Here is a 17,084-nt window from a genome sequence, read left to right on the forward strand (position 1 = left end):
TTCGGGTCCGGCTCTTTGCCAACAGCCCAGCCGGTCCTTTTGTCTGGGACCGGCATTTTACCGGTGACGCATATTGAATACCGATTTCAACCACTATTACCATCAGGTGCGGCGCAAGCAAAAACGCGACACCCTGCTATGGTCATTGACCCTGGTGGCGCTGTATCTGGCCGCCGGCAACATCGCCGAATTCAATTTGCATACGGTATGGACCGCCATGCCGCACTTTTTCGATTATCTGGTACAGACCGTACCGATACTGCACTGGCAACAGCTGTTCGGCAATGTGCATACCGCCGGCTCGCTGGCGTATTGGGGCTATCGGCTGCCCATCCAGCTGCCCTTGATCTGGGACACGCTGCATATGGCGCTGGCCTCCACCATTTTATCCGTGCTGGCGGCCACCGTGCTGGCGTTTCTGGCGGCGAATAATACCCGAAGCCCGTTTTATCTGCGCTGGTCCATACGTACGCTGGTGGCGTTCCTGCGCACCATGCCCGAACTGGCCTGGGCGGTAATGTTTGTCATGGCGTTCGGTATCGGCACGTTCCCCGGCTTTCTCACGCTGGCGCTGCATACCGTCGGCAGCTTGACCAAGCTGTTTTACGAAGCGGTGGAAACCGCCTCGGATAAACCTGTTCGCGGCCTGGCCGCCTGCGGCGCCGGGCGGATATCCTGCATGCGTTTCGGGCTTTGGCCGCAGGTGAAACCGGTCTTTTTATCCTATAGCTTTATGCGGTTAGAAGTGAATTTCCGGCTGTCCACCATCCTGGGACTGGTGGGCGCGGGTGGCATCGGCCAGGAACTGATGATTAATATCAAGCTCGATCATTATGATCAGGTCAGTATGACTCTGCTGTTGATTGTGCTGGTGGTTTCGGCGCTGGATTACCTTTCCGGCAAATTGCGCAAATGGGTCGTCGAGGGGAACAACTGATGTTTACCGATACGCTGTCGCTGCAGGCGATACGGGAAATCAAGCAGCAAAACCGGCACATTTTCGCCCGGCAAAAAAAGGACGTGCTCAAGCTGGCTTTGGTCGGCGCGGCGATAATTATTTATTACGTCTTTTTCTTTAATCAGTACGGCATCCCTTGGCCGCGCCTGATGAACGGCTGCCAGCAGATTGGCCACTATTTTTTACGCATGTTTGTCTGGCACGATTTCGCCCAATGGCCGTTCGGCTACTATCTGCAGCAGATTTTCATTACCCTGGCCATTGTCTGGGTGGGCACACTGACCGCGACCGTTGTCGGCCTGGCGATATCGTTCCTGGCGGCGCGCAATGTCATGGTGTCGCCGCCGCTGCGGCTGGTGGCCATCGTGGTACGGCGTCTGCTGGATATTTTTCGCGGGGTGGATATGGCCATCTGGGGCATGGTATTTGTGCGCGCGCTGGGGATGGGGCCGCTGGCCGGCGTACTGGCGATATTTATGCAAGACGTCGGGCTGCTGGGCAAACTGTTTGCCGAAGGCCACGAAGCGGTGGATAAGTCTCCCGGCCGCGGGTTGACCGCTTTGGGGGCCAATAGTCTGCAAAAACACCGTTATGGCATCTTCACCCAGTCATTTCCGGTTTTTCTGGCGCTGAGCCTGTATCAGATTGAATCCAACACCCGCTCCGCGGCGGTGCTAGGATTTGTCGGCGCGGGCGGGGTCGGCCTGGTATATGCGGAAAATATGCGGTTGTGGAATTGGGACGTAGTGATGTTTATCACCCTGATCCTGGTGGCGATTGTCATGGCCATGGATAAAATTTCGGCCATTCTGCGCAAAAAGTACATCGCCGGGGAAGATATTCCGCTGTTCGGTCAACACTCCCAGACCGGCACCTCCCAGACCGGCACTCCACGCAAATAAAACCTTTAATCAACACCACGATGTTTGCCTTGGCGACCACTTGAGATATAAGCCATTCCCCTGGCGCCCCAGGCCGGCCCGAAACGGATTCGGCCATGGTTAAAACCATGGCCGATGGGGATGAAAAGGGTGGCGGCGTCTTAACGCATTGCCAGATAGGCGTTGTTCACTTTCCAGAGATAGCGTGTCGCCTGGGGCGCCGGATGCCGCGTCTGCACATGACGGTAGAATTGATCAGGCGTCATGTCGTTGATCATGGCGATGGCCCGCCCGCGATCGCTGGAGAAGGAACGCAGCAAAGCCCCTGCGCCGTTGACATAAGCCACTGTCAGGGCGTAGCGCAGCGTCTGCGGGTTGGATATGCCGGAGAGCTGTCGCTGCAATATGCCAAGGTAAGCGGTGCCCAAATCGATATTAATCGCCGGATCTTTTAATTCATACGCGCTGGGCTGGCCGTAGCGGCCCTTGAACCGGTAGGCATCGCGCCCGGCGGTTTCCGCTTTAAGCTGCATCAGGCCTATGGCGTTGGACCGGCTGACGGCGGAAGGGTTAAAACCGGATTCAACCTGGATAATGGCTTTCACCAGGTTTTCATCCACGCCATAAACGCTGGCGGAATCATGAATATAGTCGCCATAGGTGCCGCTTTTGGGCGCCGGAGCGGGCAGCATTGTCATCGGTGTGCTGGTCACCAGGCTTATCGTCCGCGGGGGGGGTTGCTTGGCACAACCCGCTAATATGAGCGCGGCCATAAGAAGTATGATTTTCGGCTTCACTGAGGTCTCTCGCGACGGGAACGTTCGCCAGCATATACAAGATTTCAAGTCAGCAGAATAAATTTATTGATTTCTAGGATTAATCCTCAAAAAAATCAGAGCGCTGTCACAGTTTATTTCTTCACCATTTCCTAACGTCGGCTACCGGCTATTTCATTGGCCTGGGCGTCAGGGCAGCACAATCAGGTCATATGCCGATAGATAAAATGGGTTGTTATGTTATACTATATCGCCTTAATTTAGGCCGGGCATTAACGCTGTAAGCCGCTTGCTGCCGTGTCCCCACGGGCAATTGGCACGTCGCTACCGGAGTTTTCAAACGCTGTTGGGAGGGAACTATGACCGATTCAATCCAGATACCTGAAATAGACGAACAGACACTCTTGTCCATGGATGAACGGGAATATATGAACGCAGCCCAGCTCGATTTTTTCAAACGGCGGCTGGCAACTGAACGGCGCGGGCTGTTGGATCATATCGATGGGCTGAAGACGGAAATCAAAAAGAGTAACGACGCCAGCGGCGATGAGGCGGACAAGGCCATGCGCGAAGAGGAGTTACGCTTTCTCTTCCGGCAAATCGACCGGGAAAGCCGTTTACTGCCTAAATATGATGCCGCCCTGCGCCGTATTGAAAACGGCACCTACGGCTATTGCATCGAAACGGACGAACCCATAGGGCTGCCTCGGCTGCTGCTGCGCCCCATCGCGGAAAGAAGCATTGATGCCAAGGTCACGCAGGAAATGCGTGAACCCTTGTACCGTCGGGCGGACTAACGTTGGCCGGGATGTGGCCTTGCGCAGCTTGCATCCCGGTTTGCCGGCCTTAGGCAATATGCGACAGCCAGTTCTTGATATGAATGGCATCGGTGTAGTGGGTATAGGAGCCGGTCCCCCCCATGATGACGATCAGGTAGGTATGCCGGCCGCTGGTGGTCCGGATCAGCAGGCAGTGGCCGGCCTCATCGGTAAAACCGGTTTTCTGCAGTTCGATATGCCATGAGGGATTGTTGATTAACCCATTGGAATTGCGGTAAACCAGAGGCCTGTCCCCCGGATAGACGGTATAGGTCTTGTCCACGGAAAATTGCCTGATAAGCGGAAACCGGTAGGCGTAGTTAAACATCCGCGACAGGTCAAAGGCGCTGGCGGTATTGCGGGGCGTCAGGCCAGTGGGATCGTTGAAATGCGTTTGCCGCATGCCCAACTGCCTGGCTTTTTGGTTCATGCGTTTGACAAACGCGGCGCGGCCGCCGGGATAGGCTCGGCTCAGCGCGGACGCCGCCCGGTTTTCCGATGACATCAGGGCGATATGCAGCATATCCCGCCGCGTCAGCACCGAACCGATGGTGAGTCTGGAATGGGTCCTTTTCAGCACATCGCGATCGTCCGGCCTGACCTCTATTTTCTGTTCGAGCTTCGGCTTGCTTTCCATTACCACGACAGCGGTCATCAGCTTGCTCAGCGAGGCGATGGGATAAGCCTGGCGAGCGTTTTTTTCAAAGAGTATCTTGCCGGTATTCTGATCAATGACCAAAGCGGAGCGGGATTGCACCGATGGTCGGCTTATCATTTGGGCCTGGGACAGAGAACTTATCACGAAACCCAACAACAACAGGGACAGCCGGATATATCCCCGATAAACTGAGTTGATCCTTAACATCGTAATTCTTAACCTGACTTTGTAGAGAGGAATGTCGTATCTAACGCGTTGGATAAACAACGTAATAGACATCTGCTGGCCGTCGCGGAGTCCGGCGGAATGCAAGGGTACAGATCCCGCAGTCACTTGTATAGTAACGTTATAACATACAAAACAATTTAATATGTAACGTAGTATTAGCAATCGTTTATTCGCCGTTTAATCCCGGCGTCCCCCTGCCGCCTTATTATTCTAGCGGCGGGGCGCATTCCCCGCCACAGTTGGTAGCGGAGCAGCGCGCTACCGCAAAAAAGCGCGATCGGCCGATGTGTCTTGGCAAAGAACCCTTTGAGTGTTATGTTATACTGTATCAATAATAATTCGGCCTATTTATGAATCCCATTACTTTTCTTTTACGCCGCCAGGCAAGCCTCAACCTGCTTACCGCTTCCGGCATAACGCGCATGCTGGCCGCCTGTGCGGTGCTGGCCGTTCTGTGGGCCGTCATTTATTGGGCGTCGTTACTGCCATGATTACGCTGAATAATCTCGTTCTGGGCTATCAAGGACAGCGTATCAGCCGTCCTCTTAACGGCACCTTTGAAACCGGCAGTTTGACCGCTATCATCGGCGCCAACGGCACCGGTAAATCCACGCTGCTTAAAACGCTTGCCGGCCTGTTGCCGCCGGTGGCGGGCAATCTGGCCTTCGCTGCCGCGCGGCCGCCGCGCATCGCCTATTTGCCGCAGCAGTCGGAACTGGATCGACAGTTTCCGGTCAATGTTTTTGACGTGGTGTCCATGGGGTGCTGGCCGGCTACCGGATTGCTACGCCGCATCGGCGGGACGGACAAGGCCCTTATTCATCATGCGCTGCAGCGGGTGGGGCTGGAGGACATGCCCACCCGTCCCATAGATGCGCTCTCGGGCGGACAGTTCCAGCGCATGCTGTTTGCCCGCCTGCTGGTGCAGCAGGCTCCGCTGGTGCTGTTGGATGAGCCATTCACCGGCATAGACCGGCAGACCTGCGATCTCCTGCTGGAGGTTATCGGTCAGCTCCACCGGGCGGGGCAAACCATTATTGTGGTGCTGCACGATCACGGCCAAGTGGCCCGTCATTTTCCGCAAACATTGCTGTTAACCCCCGAACAAAACCGGTGGGGACCTTCCGCCGACATCCTGTCCCATCGGACACCGCAATCGGAATCCTGTTTTTGCTTTCAATCCTTTGATCGGGTCGGCTGATAATGCTGCATTTTTTTATTGATCCGTTTAACGCCTACGGGTTTATGCGCCGGGCGCTGGCGGCCTGTTTCGCCTTATCGTTAAGCACCGCCCCTCTGGGCGTGTTTTTACTGCTGCGGCGCATGAGCCTGGTGGGGGACGCCCTATCCCACGCCATTCTCCCCGGCGTGGCCATCGGCTACCTCATCTCAGGCATGTCGCTGATGGCCATGGGCATCGGCGGTTTCGCCGCCGGATTGCTGGTGGCCTTGCTCTCCGGCTGGGTAAGTTCAATGACCCAATTAAAAGAGGATGCCACCTTTGCCGGCTTTTACCTCGGGTCACTGGCATTGGGCGTCACCCTGGTATCGCTTCGCGGTTCCAGCGTCGATCTGCTGCATCTGCTGTTCGGATCGATCCTGGCCGTGGATATCAATGCCATCAAATTTGTCGGGCTGATTGCCGGTTTTACCTTTCTGTGCCTGGCGCTGCTGTATCGCGCGTTGGTAATTGAAGCCTTTGACGTGGCTTTTCTGCGGGTGAACCGCCAGGGCTATCCCCGCGTGATTCACGGCATATTCCTGGCGCTGGTGGTGTTGAACCTGGTGGCCGGATTCCAGATCCTCGGCACCCTGATGTCCGTAGGCCTGATGATGCTGCCCGCCGTGGCCGCCCGCTGCTGGTCAGGACATTTGCCGGTGATTCTGCTGATTGCCGCGGCCATCGGATTGCTGAGCTCCTGGGTGGGGTTGATGTGGTCGTTTTACGCCTCGCTGCCGGCCGGGCCGGCCATTGTCCTGTCCGCCAGCGTGATTTTTTTTCTATCGGTGTTATTGGGCCCGCGCGGCGGCTGTGCGCTGATGCTGCGGCGGCGAAGAGTACTTATCAATGAGGAAAAAGAATGAAACGTTTACCGGTATCCCTGGCGGTGGTGATGATAATGGCAAGCCCTGCGGCGCTGGCCAAAACCGTGGATACGGTGGCCAGCTTCTCCGTGTTGGCTGATATCGTGAAGGAAGTTGGGGGCGATCATGTGAAAGTGACCAGTCTGGTGGGGCCGGATGGAGATCCTCATAGCTTCGAGCCGTCGCCAAAGGACAGCCAGGCGTTGAGCCGGGCCGACGTGGTGTTTGTCAGCGGCCTGGGTTTGGAAGGATGGATGGGGCGCCTGGTGACGGCCTCCGGTTATAAAGGCACCATTATCACGGCCTCTGACGGCGTGACTACGCGCCATATGGATGAGGACGGTAAAACCATAACCGACCCTCACGCCTGGAACAGCGCCAAAAACGGTGCTATCTATGCGAGAAACGTAATGAATGCGCTGATTGCGGCCGATCCGGAAGATGCGGACTATTTCCGCCGACAGGGGGGCGCCTATATCCAGCAATTGGAAAAGCTCGACAGCTGGGCCAAGGCGGAATTTGCCGCTATTCCGCAGTCCAGGCGTAAAGTGATCACCAGTCATGACGCCTTCGGTTATTTTGGCGCGGAATATGGCGTTTCATTTTTGGCGCCGGTGGGTTTTTCCACCGAATCGGAAGCCAGCGCCAGCGATGTGGCCGGATTGATTAATCAAATCAAACAGCAGCATATTAAAACGTATTTTTTTGAAAATCAGACCGACCCGCGCCTGGTGAAACAAATTGCCTCCGCCAGCGGTGCGAAACCGGGTGGTGAGTTATATCCCGAAGCGTTATCTAAAGCGGACGGCCCCGCCGCCACTTATATCGCGGCATTTAAACATAATGTAGAGGCCATCGCCGACAGCATGAAATAAAATATCACGCCTACTCTTTGGCGGATTGATATAAATTCATGACCCTGTACGCCCAAGCGGAATAATAAATACGGAACATATGTTGTTTTTTTGCGTATAACACTATATGTTGCGTTTTATTAGCCCGTTGGGGCTAATATCTTGTACGTCACCGCATTGTCGGCGGGAACCATTCGGGGGCGTTTGGTATCCCGCCAGCAGCGAGGCTCCCCATGCTCCATAGCGAGGGGACAAACGGCGTCCCAATTTAACCGCCAGCACCAGCCCGGTGATGCCGAAAAATATCAATTCAGGGAATGTTATTTTCCGGCATGGCAATGGCATCGTGGCATCTCGCCCGTCAATATTCTACCGGCGAGATGCCGGCCTGGCCTCTGCCCTAGTGAGTGACGGCGGGTTTCAATGTGTCCTCGCACCATTGGCGGAAGCGGGTGGGACTACCGGACTGCGGCGTGCGCTGCACGGTGTTGTCCATGCCCTCGTTCTTGGCCGCCATCATGTCGACCATGCCTTGGACCATGGCCTCAGACATGCCGAATCCCAGGAGCCTGGCCTTAAAGGCATCGAAGGGGATTTGCTGGAAACGCACAAGTTTCCCCAATACCTCGGTCATGATGCCCGCCATATCGTTGAAGGAGAGATCTTCGGGACCAAGTATCGGGACGCTGTCCTGTCCGCTCCAGGAGGCGTCCAGCAGCAAATCGGCGGCAACGGCGGCGATGTCGCGGGTAGCGCAGGTAGGTGATTTACGGTCCCCGTCGATGGGGGAAAAGAACATGCCCTGATTTTTGATGGACTCTATTTGCATTAGCATGTTATCCATAAACGAGGGCATGGTCAGCGCACGGAAGCTCACGCCGGTGCTGGCGATCAGGTCGTCCATTGCCAGCGATGCCGAGACGAATCCGGCGTGGCGGGGCCAACCGCGACCCAGGGCCGATACCGTCACCACCCGTTTGACGCCATGGCGCTTGAGGGCGTCGCACGCCGGCCGGGTGAAGTCCACGTAGGCGGCCTCCAGGCTCGCGGCCTGCATGTTCGGCGGCACCAGCCAGAACACCGAGTCGGCGCCGGCGAACGCCTGATTGACGATGGCGCTGTCCCCATGGGAACCTTGAAAAACCTCCACGCGTTCGCGGAAAGAGGCGGGCAGGCGCGAGGGATCGCGGGCGATAACACGAATAGGTTCGCCGTTGTTCAGGATCTTTTCAAGAACCTGTGTGCCGATGTTGCCGGTGGGGGTTGTTACGACAATCATAATTAAATTCCTCTGCTGGGTAGCCAAGTAAACTATACCGTACCGTTTACTTTTTTGTTTGTCAAGGCAGGGCGAGGTACGTTACAATCAGGCATGGCAAGAAGAGGCGATGAATTACGTGAACACATTCTGTGGATAGCCAAGGATGTGTTTCTGGAGCTGGGGTTCGAGCGGGCGTCGATGGATGTGGTTGCCCGGCGCGGAGAAACATCGAAACGTTCCCTGTATGCTCATTTTGAGAGCAAGGAAAAACTGTTCCTCGCGGTCATAGACCTGGTGCGCGGGCTTTTTCTCGGCAGGCTGAGAATGCCTGGCGACTATTCAAATGAACCGGCGCAAGCACTGGCGATGTTTTGTGGCCGCTATCTGGAAACGTTGCTTTACCAGCCCTCGATACAAATGTGCCGCGTCAGTATGTCTGAAACCAACCGCTTCCCGCAGGGGGCGGCGCAGCATTACGACGTGATGTTTACCGAGGTTGAAAGACGTCTGGGCGCTTATCTGCAGACGACGTTCGGTGTGTCGGCCCAGGCCGGCGCCGAGGCGGCGCACCGGCTTATCGGCCAGGTTATCTATCCGCGATACGTGCGGGCTCTTTTCGGTATTGATGAATTGGCGACAAGCTTCGACGGTGACGCCTTGGCGTCGGATTTTGATTTGGCGCCAATAAGACGCGCCGTCGCTGATTTGATTGAATCATTAACGAAGCAGTAGCATTAGACGGCCGCGGCCGGTACAGGGAGTCTGCCCGGCGGCGGGGGATTATTTCTTATTTAGTCAGCAAACAGTCCAAGTCCATATCGGAAAGCCCCGTCCATTTTTTAACCAGCGCACGATCCGTACCATCTGCAAGAGACTGCCGGGCTACCTCCAGCTTGCCTTTCAAAATACCTTCCTGACGGCCTTCCTGACGGCCTTCTTGCCGGCCTTCTTGCCGGCCTTGCTGCCGACCTTTTCGCTTGCCTTTTCGCAGTCCTTCCCGTTCAAAATGTTGTGCTATGGTCAGCATTTCTTTTCCCTCCACATTAAGCGGCGCATGTTGATACAGCACCTGCACAAAACGCTCGATATCATCGGTTTTCCCCGCTCGCGCGATATAGGTTATCAGGCTTCTACGCAGCTTCCTTGAGGGTTGCCACCGGTTTACCAAGGTGCCGATATCCTTCACCAGCAACGCCATATCCCGCAGCCGGATATGCTTTTGTATCAGTTCGAGTAAAGCTACCCGCTTATGAGTCAAGATCTCCTTATCCGGTATGACCGAGAGATCGATCAGCGGGAAGGGACGTGTATAGATATCCCTGGCCAACTCAATATCGTTAAAGCAGTTAAACCAATCATTGTCATAAGGGTAGCCGCCCTTACGACCGCCTTGATAAAAAAGCAACGGCACCACCACCGGCAGATCTTTATGCCCTTGATCAAGATGCTGCTGCATGGCCGCAAGGCAGTAACGCATTAAACGAAACGCCATTAACCTTTGTGGCGTGCTTTGGTGCTCTACTAGACAATAAATATAGCCGGAACCTTTGCGGGTTTGCACCGAATAAAGCATATCCGAGCAGTGATGACGTAAATTCTCTTCCACAAAAGAACCGGAACACAGGGATAGTGTATTAAAATTGCAGCGCTGTCGTAAAGAAGAAGGTAAATGTATTTCAAAAAAATCACGGGCAGTGGCGGCATCGGTTAAAAACGTCTTGAATATTGCATCATGATGTGAATAATTAATTACCATATAAGATATCTATTTCATTATTAAATGTTTTCCTCGATACTGTGAATATTAACAGTGAGAGAATTAAAGTCTAATCAAAAAAAATATAAAGAATGATTAAAAATATTCGTTCAATAAAATATAAAAGAAGTGTTTTAAAAGTTATTAAACTTAATTAATGGAGAGGGTATTTATCGATTTAAAAATAAAATAATGATAGCCACTAATCGAACAATCCCCACCGCCGCAGGAATACTACAATATCGTGGCCACAGCGTCAGGCTTGCGCCGGCCACAATCTGACAGCTTTAGGCAATCTTGTCATGGGATTGGTCTATCCCCCTCCGCCGATCGCTGCTTAACATTAAAGCCACATCAACTTATATCCCAAGTAATCCGAGTTGCAGGACAGCCAACCTACCTGCAACTTGAAGTATGACGGGTATAGCGGCGGAGCCCATATGAAAACGGTCAATCAGGTCTATATCAACGGTCGGTTCGTCACGCCTCACGGCGAGGAACTGTTCGATTTATACAATCCCGCCACCAAGACGGTTATCGGGCGGGTGCGGTTGGCGGACGAGGTGGACGCGCAAACGGCGATTGCGGCGGCCAAGGCCGCTTACCCGGAGTTCAGACAGACCACCAAAGCCGAGCGAATGGACTATCTGCAGCGGCTGCATGACGCTGTGGCGGAAAAAACTGCCGAACTGGTGGACAGGATGGTGGAAGAGTATGGCGCGCCGCTGTCCATGAGCAGCGGAACGGTGGCCCGTGCCGCCGAGGCTTTCCGGCTCGCTAAAGTCCTGTTGGAGACCTTCGAATTCGAGAAACAGGCGGGCGCCGCCAGGGTAGTGCTGGAGCCGCTGGGGGTGGTGGGCCTGATTACCCCCTGGAACGCCAACTATAGTTTTATCTGCAGTAAGCTGGCGATGGTTATCGCCTCCGGCAGTACGGCGGTCATCAAGCCCAGCGAGATGAGCGCTCTGCAGACGCAATTACTCACCGAATGCCTGCATGAGGCCGGGCTTCCTTCGGGAGTATTCAACATTGTGACCGGGCGCGGCGATACGGTGGGTGCGGAAATCGTCCGTCATCAGGATATCGCCAAAATTTCATTTACCGGCTCTACCCGGGTGGGCAAGCGAATTGCCCGAGAGGCGGTGGAGACCATGAAGCGCGTTACGCTGGAGCTGGGGGGGAAATCACCCAACGTGATTTTGGAAGATGCCGATCTGGAAAAGGCTATTCCCCTGGCGCTCAGCGCGGTGTCCATCAACAGCGGACAAGCCTGTATCGCCGGCAGCCGGTTGCTGGTCCCCGAACGGCTGCTGGATGAGGTCATCAGATTGATTAAACGCCACAGCGCCGATTTAACGGTGGGGGATCCCCGTCAAAAGAGCACCCGCATCGGACCGCTGGTGAGCCAGATTCAATATGATCGGGTACAGGGCTATATCCGCAGCGGCATAGCGCAGGGCGCTGAATTGATAGTAGGGGGCGAAGGCCATCCCGAAGGCCTGGAGCAGGGCTATTTCGTCAGGCCCACCGTGTTTGCCAGGGTGACGCCCGAAATGACCATCGCCCGGGAGGAGATCTTCGGGCCGGTGCTGTCCGTACTGACCTATAAATCAGAGACCCAGGCTATTGAAATGGCTAACGACACCGTCTATGGTTTACAAGCCTATGTCAGCGGCACCGATCTGCAAAGGGCGCGGCGGGTCGCCGAACAGCTGGTGGCGGGGCGCGTTTTTATCAACGGACTGTACGATTTGCCACAGGCGCCGTTCGGCGGCTTCAAGCAGTCGGGCATCGGCCGCGAGTTCGGCGCTTACGGGCTTGAGGAATATCTTGAACCCAAAACCATTGCGGGCCATGAATCATCTTGACGAAAATAATCGGTGAATCAGACGCGGGCGGGCAGGACGGCGTAACGTTGGCCTTGCTATGTGAAGAGGTGCGGGGCTGGTTCGACGGCGTGCCCGTTGAGCAGCGTTTTGTGCACACTGAATTGCCGGGCCTGACCTTTATCCGGTTTTGTCATCCAACTGAGATGGGGCGGGGATTGCTTTCGCCTTCCCTTTGCCTGGTGTTGCAGGGGAGCAAAAAAATCCTGCTGGGTAAAGCCTTTACCGCCTACGGCGGCGGCAGCTATCTGCTTTCCACCCTCGATATGCCCATCTCCGGCCAGGTGGCCGAGGCCACGCCGGCCACACCCTATCTGGGGTTGAGAATCGAGCTGGATGTCAGGGAAATCGCTGCGTTGATTATTGATATGGGCATCGAGGTTGTGCCCCGGGGGGCGGAAACCACCGGGGTCTTCGTGGATAAATCCGACGCCGAACTGCGGGATGCCTTTTTGCGGCTGGTGCGGCTGCTCAAAAAACCCGAGGACAGCGCAGTCTTGTTACCCCTGGTGAAGCGGGAGATTTTTTACCGGCTGCTGAAGGCAAAAAGCGGCTCGGTGCTGTATCAGGCGGTAGTGTCCCACGCCAACGACCGCGGCGTTCATCAGGCCATCCTTTGGATCAAGGATCATTTCAAGGAGCCCATGCGGGTAGATACGCTGGCGAAACTGGCCAATATGAGCGCCTCGGTGCTGCATCGCCGCTTCAAGGAGATGACGGTGATGAGTCCGTTGCAATACCAAAAGCACCTGCGATTGCTGGAGGCCCGCAAGCTGCTGCTTAACGGCAGCCTGGATGCCGCCAGCGCGGCATTCTCGGTGGGATATCAAAGCCCCTCGCAGTTCAGCCGCGAATACCGGCGCTATTTTGGCATTTCTCCCTTACGGGACAGGGAAGGCCTGAAGTCGCGCGAAGCCGATTATGAATAATGCCGCCGGGCGTGAAACCGCCGGATGAGTTTACTTATCTAAGCTTGCTGGGCTTGTTGGCAAAGTGCCCGGACGGTTTACTCTTCTGGCAGCCAGTCCCGCCTTTTTAACTCCGAGGACGGTTGTCAGCAGTCTGGGATCAGTTCACTCACCTTTATGCAATGCGCTGAACTGGATATTGCGCTCGGTAGGCAGCGCATCGAACTTGACCGCATAATAGGCATCCCGTTCATGTACGCTGATAATGACCCCGCCGCCGAACACCGGATGATCCACCCGATCGCTGACATCATAGCGCGCCGCCATGTTCCCGAGCTGTTCATCCCCGGCGGTAATAGCCCGCAGCAGCCCGGTTTTTAAACCCTCTTCGAGGGGAACGACATACTCGATATTCTCCTCGCCGGCGTCAAAGATAAACCTTGAGGGATACTTCACCAGATTATCATTGGCGACCCCTTCCGCATCGCTCAGGTACAGCCGGTCCATGGCCCGGGTCATCGCCACATAGGCCAGGCGGCGCTCCTCCTCCATTTCCTCCAGCGAGCTTATGCGCCGGCTGGGGAAAACCCCCTCGTTCAGGCCGCAGATAAATACATAAGGGTATTCCATGCCTTTGGCGCTGTGGATGGTCATCAGCTTTACCGTATCGGGTTTCTCTTCGCTGTCGAGATTGCTGAACAGCGCGATTTGCGCCAGGAAATCTTCCAAGGTGGCGTCTTCATCCAAGGCGGCGCGCTGCACCGCGCGTTTGAGCTCCGCCACGTTATCAAGCCTATCCTGATCCCCCTGCAGCCGCAGATAGGCTTCATAACCGCTTTGATCCAGCAGGGTTTGCAGGGCGGTATCCATGGCCAGTGTCTGGCGGTGTTGCCGAAGAGCGTCGATGGCCGCAACGTAGCTCTTGGCCCGGGTGCCTTTGAGCATGTCGGTATCGAGGTTTTCCCGCAGGGACTGGTAGAGGGTCAGGCGATGTTGTTCCCCATACAGTGTCAGCGCCTCAAGCTTCTTTTTGCCGATTTTACGCGGCGGCACGTTGACAGTACGCAAAAACGCCAGGTCGTCACCGGCGGTGACCATGCGCAGATAGCAGATGATATCCTTGATTTCCCGGCGCTCATAAAAGGCGATGCCGCTGAAGATTTTATAAGGCAGCTTGTTTTCCACAAACCGCTCTTCCAGCATACGGGTAAGATAATGGGCGCGGTAGAGCACGCCGATGCTGCCGGCGGCAACCCCGGCGGCGCGCAATGTCTGTATCTGTGCCACCACCCAGTCCGCTTCATCTTTATCGCTTTTGGCATGGAAATAACGCGCCCTGGGACCGCTGGCCTTCACCGCATGCAGGGATTTAGGGAAGCGGACCTGATTCTTTTCAATCAGCGTATTGGCGGCGGTGAGGATTTCCGGTGTGGAACGGTAATTGGTGGTCAGCGCCACGGTAACCGCGGCCGGATAGACCTGATTGAAATCCAGAAACAGCCGCAGGTGCGAACCGCGCCAGGAGTAGATGGTCTGATCGGGATCGCCGACGATAAACAGGTTGCCGTGTTTGCCTGACAGCAGCTGCGCCAGTTTATACTGCCGTTTACTGACGTCCTGAAACTCATCCACCATAACGTATTGCATGCGATCCTGCCATTTTTGGCGCACGTCGGGGAAGTGCTCCAAAATCCAGGTGGCGAAGTTAATCAGGTCGTTAAAGTCCACGCCGAAGCATTTTTTCTGTTCATACAGATAACGCAGGAAAATCTCTTCATCACGGTCGCGGGCGTCGGAATAGCGTGCCTTCAGCTGTTCGTTGTCCAACTGGTAAATATCGTCGATATAACTAGTGGCATGGAGCTTTTTGGCTTCCAGCACCTCGTCCAGGGTTCGCTTGATTGTGGTATCCCGCAGCGTCAGCCCCATATCGGTAAAGATTTTCTGCAGTATTTGCTTGAGGTCCTCCATATCCAGGATCGTGAAATTGCGGGGATAATTCAGAACATGGATGTCTTCTTTCAACAACTGCACGCAAAAAGCGTGGAAAGTGCAGATATAGCCGAGATCGCGATCCCCCAGGACGGCGCGCACCCGGCGCTTCATCTCGTTGGCGGCCCGATTGGTGAAAGTGACGCACAGGATATTCTTCGGCGCGATGCCCAGGGTGGACACCAAATAGCAATAGCGTTCGATAAGAGTACGGGTTTTTCCGGTGCCCGCGCCGGCGATAACCCTAACCGCGCCCTCGGTGGTGGTGATGGCTGCCCGTTGTTCGGTATTGATGTCGTTCGGCAGGTGAGTCAAAAACATTACCCCTTTCTATAATAAAACCCGTTTCCCTGCCGAAGGCTCGCCGCCTCAGGCCTGCACCGGGGTTTTCAGCGGTTTAAACGCCTGCCAGCAGCGCTGGATATTGTGGTCCTCGCCCTTAGCTCCGGCCGCCAGATAGCCGCGCAGATAGCTGATGGTCTCCGCCAGCGGCGGATGGCTTTCCTGCAATTGCCGCAATAATCCCCCCGCGGTGGCGGCATCGTTAAGCCGTCCCAGCGTATCCTGCAACCCCGTCAGCGCCGTGACAAACGGCGCCATGGTTTTATCTCCATACAGGGATTGAAAAAACTCCGCGCTGTAGCGGGTTTTTTTGGCGGCGATGCGCACTTTATGACGCTCGGTCGGCGCTGCCCCGGCGAGTTTTTTGCCGTGCTTTTTCAGCCGGCGGCGATAGTGCTTGAGCATCTCGTCGGCAAACGGCGATATGCGGCTTTTCAGCCGCTTTTGTTGCGAGGCGGAGGTTTTGTCGCGCCAGCCGCGCTGGTTGATCCACTGGGTCAGCGATAACACCAGCCGTTCGTAGCGTGGCGAACTGACGGCGGCGGCGGCGCTTTTGTCATTTTTTTTCGCCTGGCGGGAGGCCGCCTGTCGCACATATTCTATGGGCAGCGGTTCATCCAACTCGTCGGTCAGGGCGCTTAACACGGGACCGGCGAGGATATCCCAGTCACGGGCCATGCCCAGTTGCCGGGTCAGCCAATCCAGTTCCTCTTTTAACGGCTCGTTGGGTAGCAGCACCGCTTTGAACAGGCCGATGGCCGAGCGCAGCCGGCGTAATCCCACCCGCATCTGATGAACGCTTTCCCCATCCTGCCGCCGCACGCCGGCGGCGTTGGCCAGTATTTGCGCCAGGCAATTGGCGGCAATCAGCTGGAATACGTGTCCCACCGTCATGGCTTTTTTAAGCTGCAAAGGCGCCGCTTTTACCGCCTCGGCAGCGGGTAATGACCGAACAGGATCGGACGTTGACAGATTTTCCATCGTTTTTTTCCGGCAGTTTAACTGATTGGCCGCACCCTATGTCCGGGGCGGATGATACCGACAGATAGGGCAAATTCCTTGCTGTCCGGTCATTATCCCACCGGACAGGCGCACCTTTACAGCATTTCAGGCCGAAACTGTTGCCGCCGGCTGATGATCTTGCCCGACACCATAAACACCCCGTCACCGGTATAATGCAGCGTTTCGGGGTGTTTGGGCGATGGGGCCGCATGGGCTTTGACAATCTCGAAGATAAAAAAATTATAGCGCTCAATCAGCACGTCGTCGTAGAGGCGGCACTCAAAATTGGCATGGCATTCGCGGATAAGCGGCGCCTTTACCTGCTGTGCAGGTGCGGCGGTCAGGCCGAAATGGCTGAATTTATCGATATCGGCGCCGCTGGTATTACCGATGCCCACCACGGTATCGGTTATGGCGGTGGTGGGAAGATTGATCACGCATTCTCCGCTGTCGCGTATCATGGCGAAACTGTGATTACCGCTGGAGATCAAGCAGCCGATGAGGGAAGGGGTGAATTCAAGTACCGTATGCCAGCCCAAGGTCATGATATTGGTCTTGCCCTGCCAGAATGAGGATACCAGCACAATGGGGCCGGGTTCCAGATAGCGGCGCGCCAGGTTCACCGGAAGGTCTTTTTTAGCGGGAAATGCGGTCATAAGCTCTCCTCCTGCGGATGTCA

17 protein-coding genes are annotated in these 17,084 nt (G+C 55.5%); 10 read left to right on the forward strand and 7 right to left on the reverse strand.

Annotated features, from left to right (window positions below; genetic code table 11):
* Positions 1 to 73 precede the first annotated feature (73 nt).
* Together phnE (ACL2XO_RS10830) and phnE (ACL2XO_RS10835) are read left to right on the forward strand one after the other, a co-directional pair.
* Positions 74 to 937, forward strand: coding sequence for a phosphonate ABC transporter, permease protein PhnE (gene phnE, locus ACL2XO_RS10830; RefSeq protein WP_132922388.1), 864 nt, complete (start codon positions 74 to 76; stop codon positions 935 to 937).
* Positions 937 to 1,860, forward strand: a complete 924-nt coding sequence (gene phnE / locus ACL2XO_RS10835) for a phosphonate ABC transporter, permease protein PhnE (protein ID WP_413742673.1) — start codon at positions 937 to 939, stop codon at positions 1,858 to 1,860. The genes phnE (ACL2XO_RS10830) and phnE (ACL2XO_RS10835) overlap by 1 nt, the downstream gene beginning before the upstream one ends.
* 140 nt (positions 1,861 to 2,000) lie before the next feature.
* On the opposite strand, the gene ACL2XO_RS10840 is transcribed toward phnE (ACL2XO_RS10835), so the two are convergent.
* Positions 2,001 to 2,636: a transglycosylase SLT domain-containing protein gene (locus tag ACL2XO_RS10840; RefSeq protein ID WP_132922386.1), complete on the reverse strand. Its 636-nt coding sequence runs from the start codon at positions 2,634 to 2,636 to the stop codon at positions 2,001 to 2,003.
* Between the two features lie 338 nt (positions 2,637 to 2,974).
* Here ACL2XO_RS10840 and dksA point away from each other — a divergent pair, with 338 nt between their 5' ends.
* A complete protein-coding gene (gene dksA / locus ACL2XO_RS10845) occupies positions 2,975 to 3,412 on the forward strand; it encodes an RNA polymerase-binding protein DksA (protein WP_132922385.1) in 438 nt (145 codons plus the stop codon).
* A 49-nt stretch (positions 3,413 to 3,461) separates the two neighbouring features.
* Here dksA and ACL2XO_RS10850 read toward each other — a convergent pair whose 3' ends face one another.
* Entirely contained in the window at positions 3,462 to 4,298 is an 837-nt protein-coding gene (locus tag ACL2XO_RS10850; RefSeq protein ID WP_413742674.1) for a serine hydrolase, read from the reverse strand.
* Positions 4,299 to 4,669: 371 nt separating this feature from the next.
* Here ACL2XO_RS10850 and ACL2XO_RS10855 point away from each other — a divergent pair, with 371 nt between their 5' ends.
* Genes ACL2XO_RS10855 through ACL2XO_RS10870 form a run of 4 tightly spaced genes read left to right on the forward strand, consistent with a single transcriptional unit; the run spans position 4,670 to position 7,279 of the window.
* Positions 4,670 to 4,810: a hypothetical protein gene (locus ACL2XO_RS10855; protein ID WP_413723906.1), complete on the forward strand. Its 141-nt coding sequence runs from the start codon at positions 4,670 to 4,672 to the stop codon at positions 4,808 to 4,810.
* Positions 4,807 to 5,520 carry a metal ABC transporter ATP-binding protein gene (locus ACL2XO_RS10860; RefSeq protein ID WP_207917823.1) on the forward strand — a complete coding sequence of 238 codons (714 nt, stop codon included), beginning with the start codon at positions 4,807 to 4,809 and terminating at the stop codon, positions 5,518 to 5,520. The genes ACL2XO_RS10855 and ACL2XO_RS10860 overlap by 4 nt, the downstream gene beginning before the upstream one ends.
* Positions 5,517 to 6,404, forward strand: a complete 888-nt coding sequence (locus ACL2XO_RS10865; protein WP_132922383.1) for a metal ABC transporter permease — start codon at positions 5,517 to 5,519, stop codon at positions 6,402 to 6,404. The genes ACL2XO_RS10860 and ACL2XO_RS10865 overlap by 4 nt, the downstream gene beginning before the upstream one ends.
* Positions 6,401 to 7,279 (forward strand): metal ABC transporter substrate-binding protein, encoded by an 879-nt coding sequence (locus ACL2XO_RS10870; protein ID WP_132922382.1) that lies wholly within the window; start codon positions 6,401 to 6,403, stop codon positions 7,277 to 7,279. Before ACL2XO_RS10865 ends, ACL2XO_RS10870 begins: the two co-directional genes overlap by 4 nt.
* A 379-nt stretch (positions 7,280 to 7,658) precedes the next feature.
* Here the strand turns inward: ACL2XO_RS10870 and ACL2XO_RS10875 are convergent, their stop codons facing one another.
* Positions 7,659 to 8,537 carry an NAD(P)H-binding protein gene (locus tag ACL2XO_RS10875; RefSeq protein ID WP_413742675.1) on the reverse strand — a complete coding sequence of 293 codons (879 nt, stop codon included), beginning with the start codon at positions 8,535 to 8,537 and terminating at the stop codon, positions 7,659 to 7,661.
* Positions 8,538 to 8,630: 93 nt separating this feature from the next.
* On the opposite strand from ACL2XO_RS10875, the gene ACL2XO_RS10880 reads away from it, so the two are divergent.
* A complete protein-coding gene (locus ACL2XO_RS10880) occupies positions 8,631 to 9,251 on the forward strand; it encodes a TetR/AcrR family transcriptional regulator (protein WP_413742676.1) in 621 nt (206 codons plus the stop codon).
* A 55-nt stretch (positions 9,252 to 9,306) separates the two neighbouring features.
* Here the strand turns inward: ACL2XO_RS10880 and ACL2XO_RS10885 are convergent, their stop codons facing one another.
* Entirely contained in the window at positions 9,307 to 10,275 is a 969-nt protein-coding gene (locus tag ACL2XO_RS10885; protein ID WP_413742677.1) for an Rpn family recombination-promoting nuclease/putative transposase, read from the reverse strand.
* 440 nt (positions 10,276 to 10,715) lie between these two features.
* On the opposite strand from ACL2XO_RS10885, the gene ACL2XO_RS10890 reads away from it, so the two are divergent.
* Positions 10,716 to 12,143, forward strand: coding sequence for an aldehyde dehydrogenase family protein (locus ACL2XO_RS10890; protein ID WP_413742678.1), 1,428 nt, complete (start codon positions 10,716 to 10,718; stop codon positions 12,141 to 12,143).
* A complete protein-coding gene (locus ACL2XO_RS10895) occupies positions 12,140 to 13,090 on the forward strand; it encodes an AraC family transcriptional regulator (protein ID WP_203522059.1) in 951 nt (316 codons plus the stop codon). The genes ACL2XO_RS10890 and ACL2XO_RS10895 overlap by 4 nt, the downstream gene beginning before the upstream one ends.
* 144 nt (positions 13,091 to 13,234) lie before the next feature.
* Here ACL2XO_RS10895 and ACL2XO_RS10900 read toward each other — a convergent pair whose 3' ends face one another.
* The 3 genes from ACL2XO_RS10900 to ACL2XO_RS10910 form a co-directional block, all read right to left on the reverse strand.
* Positions 13,235 to 15,382: an ATP-dependent helicase gene (locus tag ACL2XO_RS10900; protein WP_413742679.1), complete on the reverse strand. Its 2,148-nt coding sequence runs from the start codon at positions 15,380 to 15,382 to the stop codon at positions 13,235 to 13,237.
* Positions 15,383 to 15,430: 48 nt separating this feature from the next.
* Positions 15,431 to 16,384, reverse strand: coding sequence for a CHAD domain-containing protein (locus tag ACL2XO_RS10905; RefSeq protein ID WP_132922375.1), 954 nt, complete (start codon positions 16,382 to 16,384; stop codon positions 15,431 to 15,433).
* Positions 16,385 to 16,500: 116 nt separating this feature from the next.
* The gene (locus ACL2XO_RS10910; RefSeq protein WP_203522056.1) at positions 16,501 to 17,061 is read right to left on the reverse strand and encodes a flavin reductase family protein; all 561 of its coding nucleotides are present in this window, start codon (positions 17,059 to 17,061) and stop codon (positions 16,501 to 16,503) included.
* Positions 17,062 to 17,084 lie beyond the last annotated feature (23 nt).

This window comes from Sodalis sp. RH15, assembly GCF_047324255.1.
Classification (GTDB): Bacteria; Pseudomonadota; Gammaproteobacteria; order Enterobacterales; family Enterobacteriaceae; genus Acerihabitans; species Acerihabitans ligni.

Bases quoted from the DNA above. Each gene is read 5' to 3' on its own strand.
- phnE (WP_413742673.1), top strand. From the start codon at position 937: ATGTTTACCGATACGCTGTCGCTGCAGGCGATACGGGAAATCAAGCAG.
- dksA (WP_132922385.1), top strand. From the start codon at position 2,975: ATGACCGATTCAATCCAGATACCTGAAATAGACGAACAGACACTCTTG.
- ACL2XO_RS10850 (WP_413742674.1), bottom strand. From the start codon at position 4,298: ATGTTAAGGATCAACTCAGTTTATCGGGGATATATCCGGCTGTCCCTG.
- ACL2XO_RS10855 (WP_413723906.1), top strand. From the start codon at position 4,670: ATGAATCCCATTACTTTTCTTTTACGCCGCCAGGCAAGCCTCAACCTG.
- ACL2XO_RS10860 (WP_207917823.1), top strand. From the start codon at position 4,807: ATGATTACGCTGAATAATCTCGTTCTGGGCTATCAAGGACAGCGTATC.
- ACL2XO_RS10870 (WP_132922382.1), top strand. From the start codon at position 6,401: ATGAAACGTTTACCGGTATCCCTGGCGGTGGTGATGATAATGGCAAGC.
- ACL2XO_RS10875 (WP_413742675.1), bottom strand. From the start codon at position 8,537: ATGATTGTCGTAACAACCCCCACCGGCAACATCGGCACACAGGTTCTT.
- ACL2XO_RS10880 (WP_413742676.1), top strand. From the start codon at position 8,631: ATGGCAAGAAGAGGCGATGAATTACGTGAACACATTCTGTGGATAGCC.
- ACL2XO_RS10885 (WP_413742677.1), bottom strand. From the start codon at position 10,275: ATGGTAATTAATTATTCACATCATGATGCAATATTCAAGACGTTTTTA.
- ACL2XO_RS10890 (WP_413742678.1), top strand. From the start codon at position 10,716: ATGAAAACGGTCAATCAGGTCTATATCAACGGTCGGTTCGTCACGCCT.
- ACL2XO_RS10900 (WP_413742679.1), bottom strand. From the start codon at position 15,382: ATGTTTTTGACTCACCTGCCGAACGACATCAATACCGAACAACGGGCA.
- ACL2XO_RS10905 (WP_132922375.1), bottom strand. From the start codon at position 16,384: ATGGAAAATCTGTCAACGTCCGATCCTGTTCGGTCATTACCCGCTGCC.
- ACL2XO_RS10910 (WP_203522056.1), bottom strand. From the start codon at position 17,061: ATGACCGCATTTCCCGCTAAAAAAGACCTTCCGGTGAACCTGGCGCGC.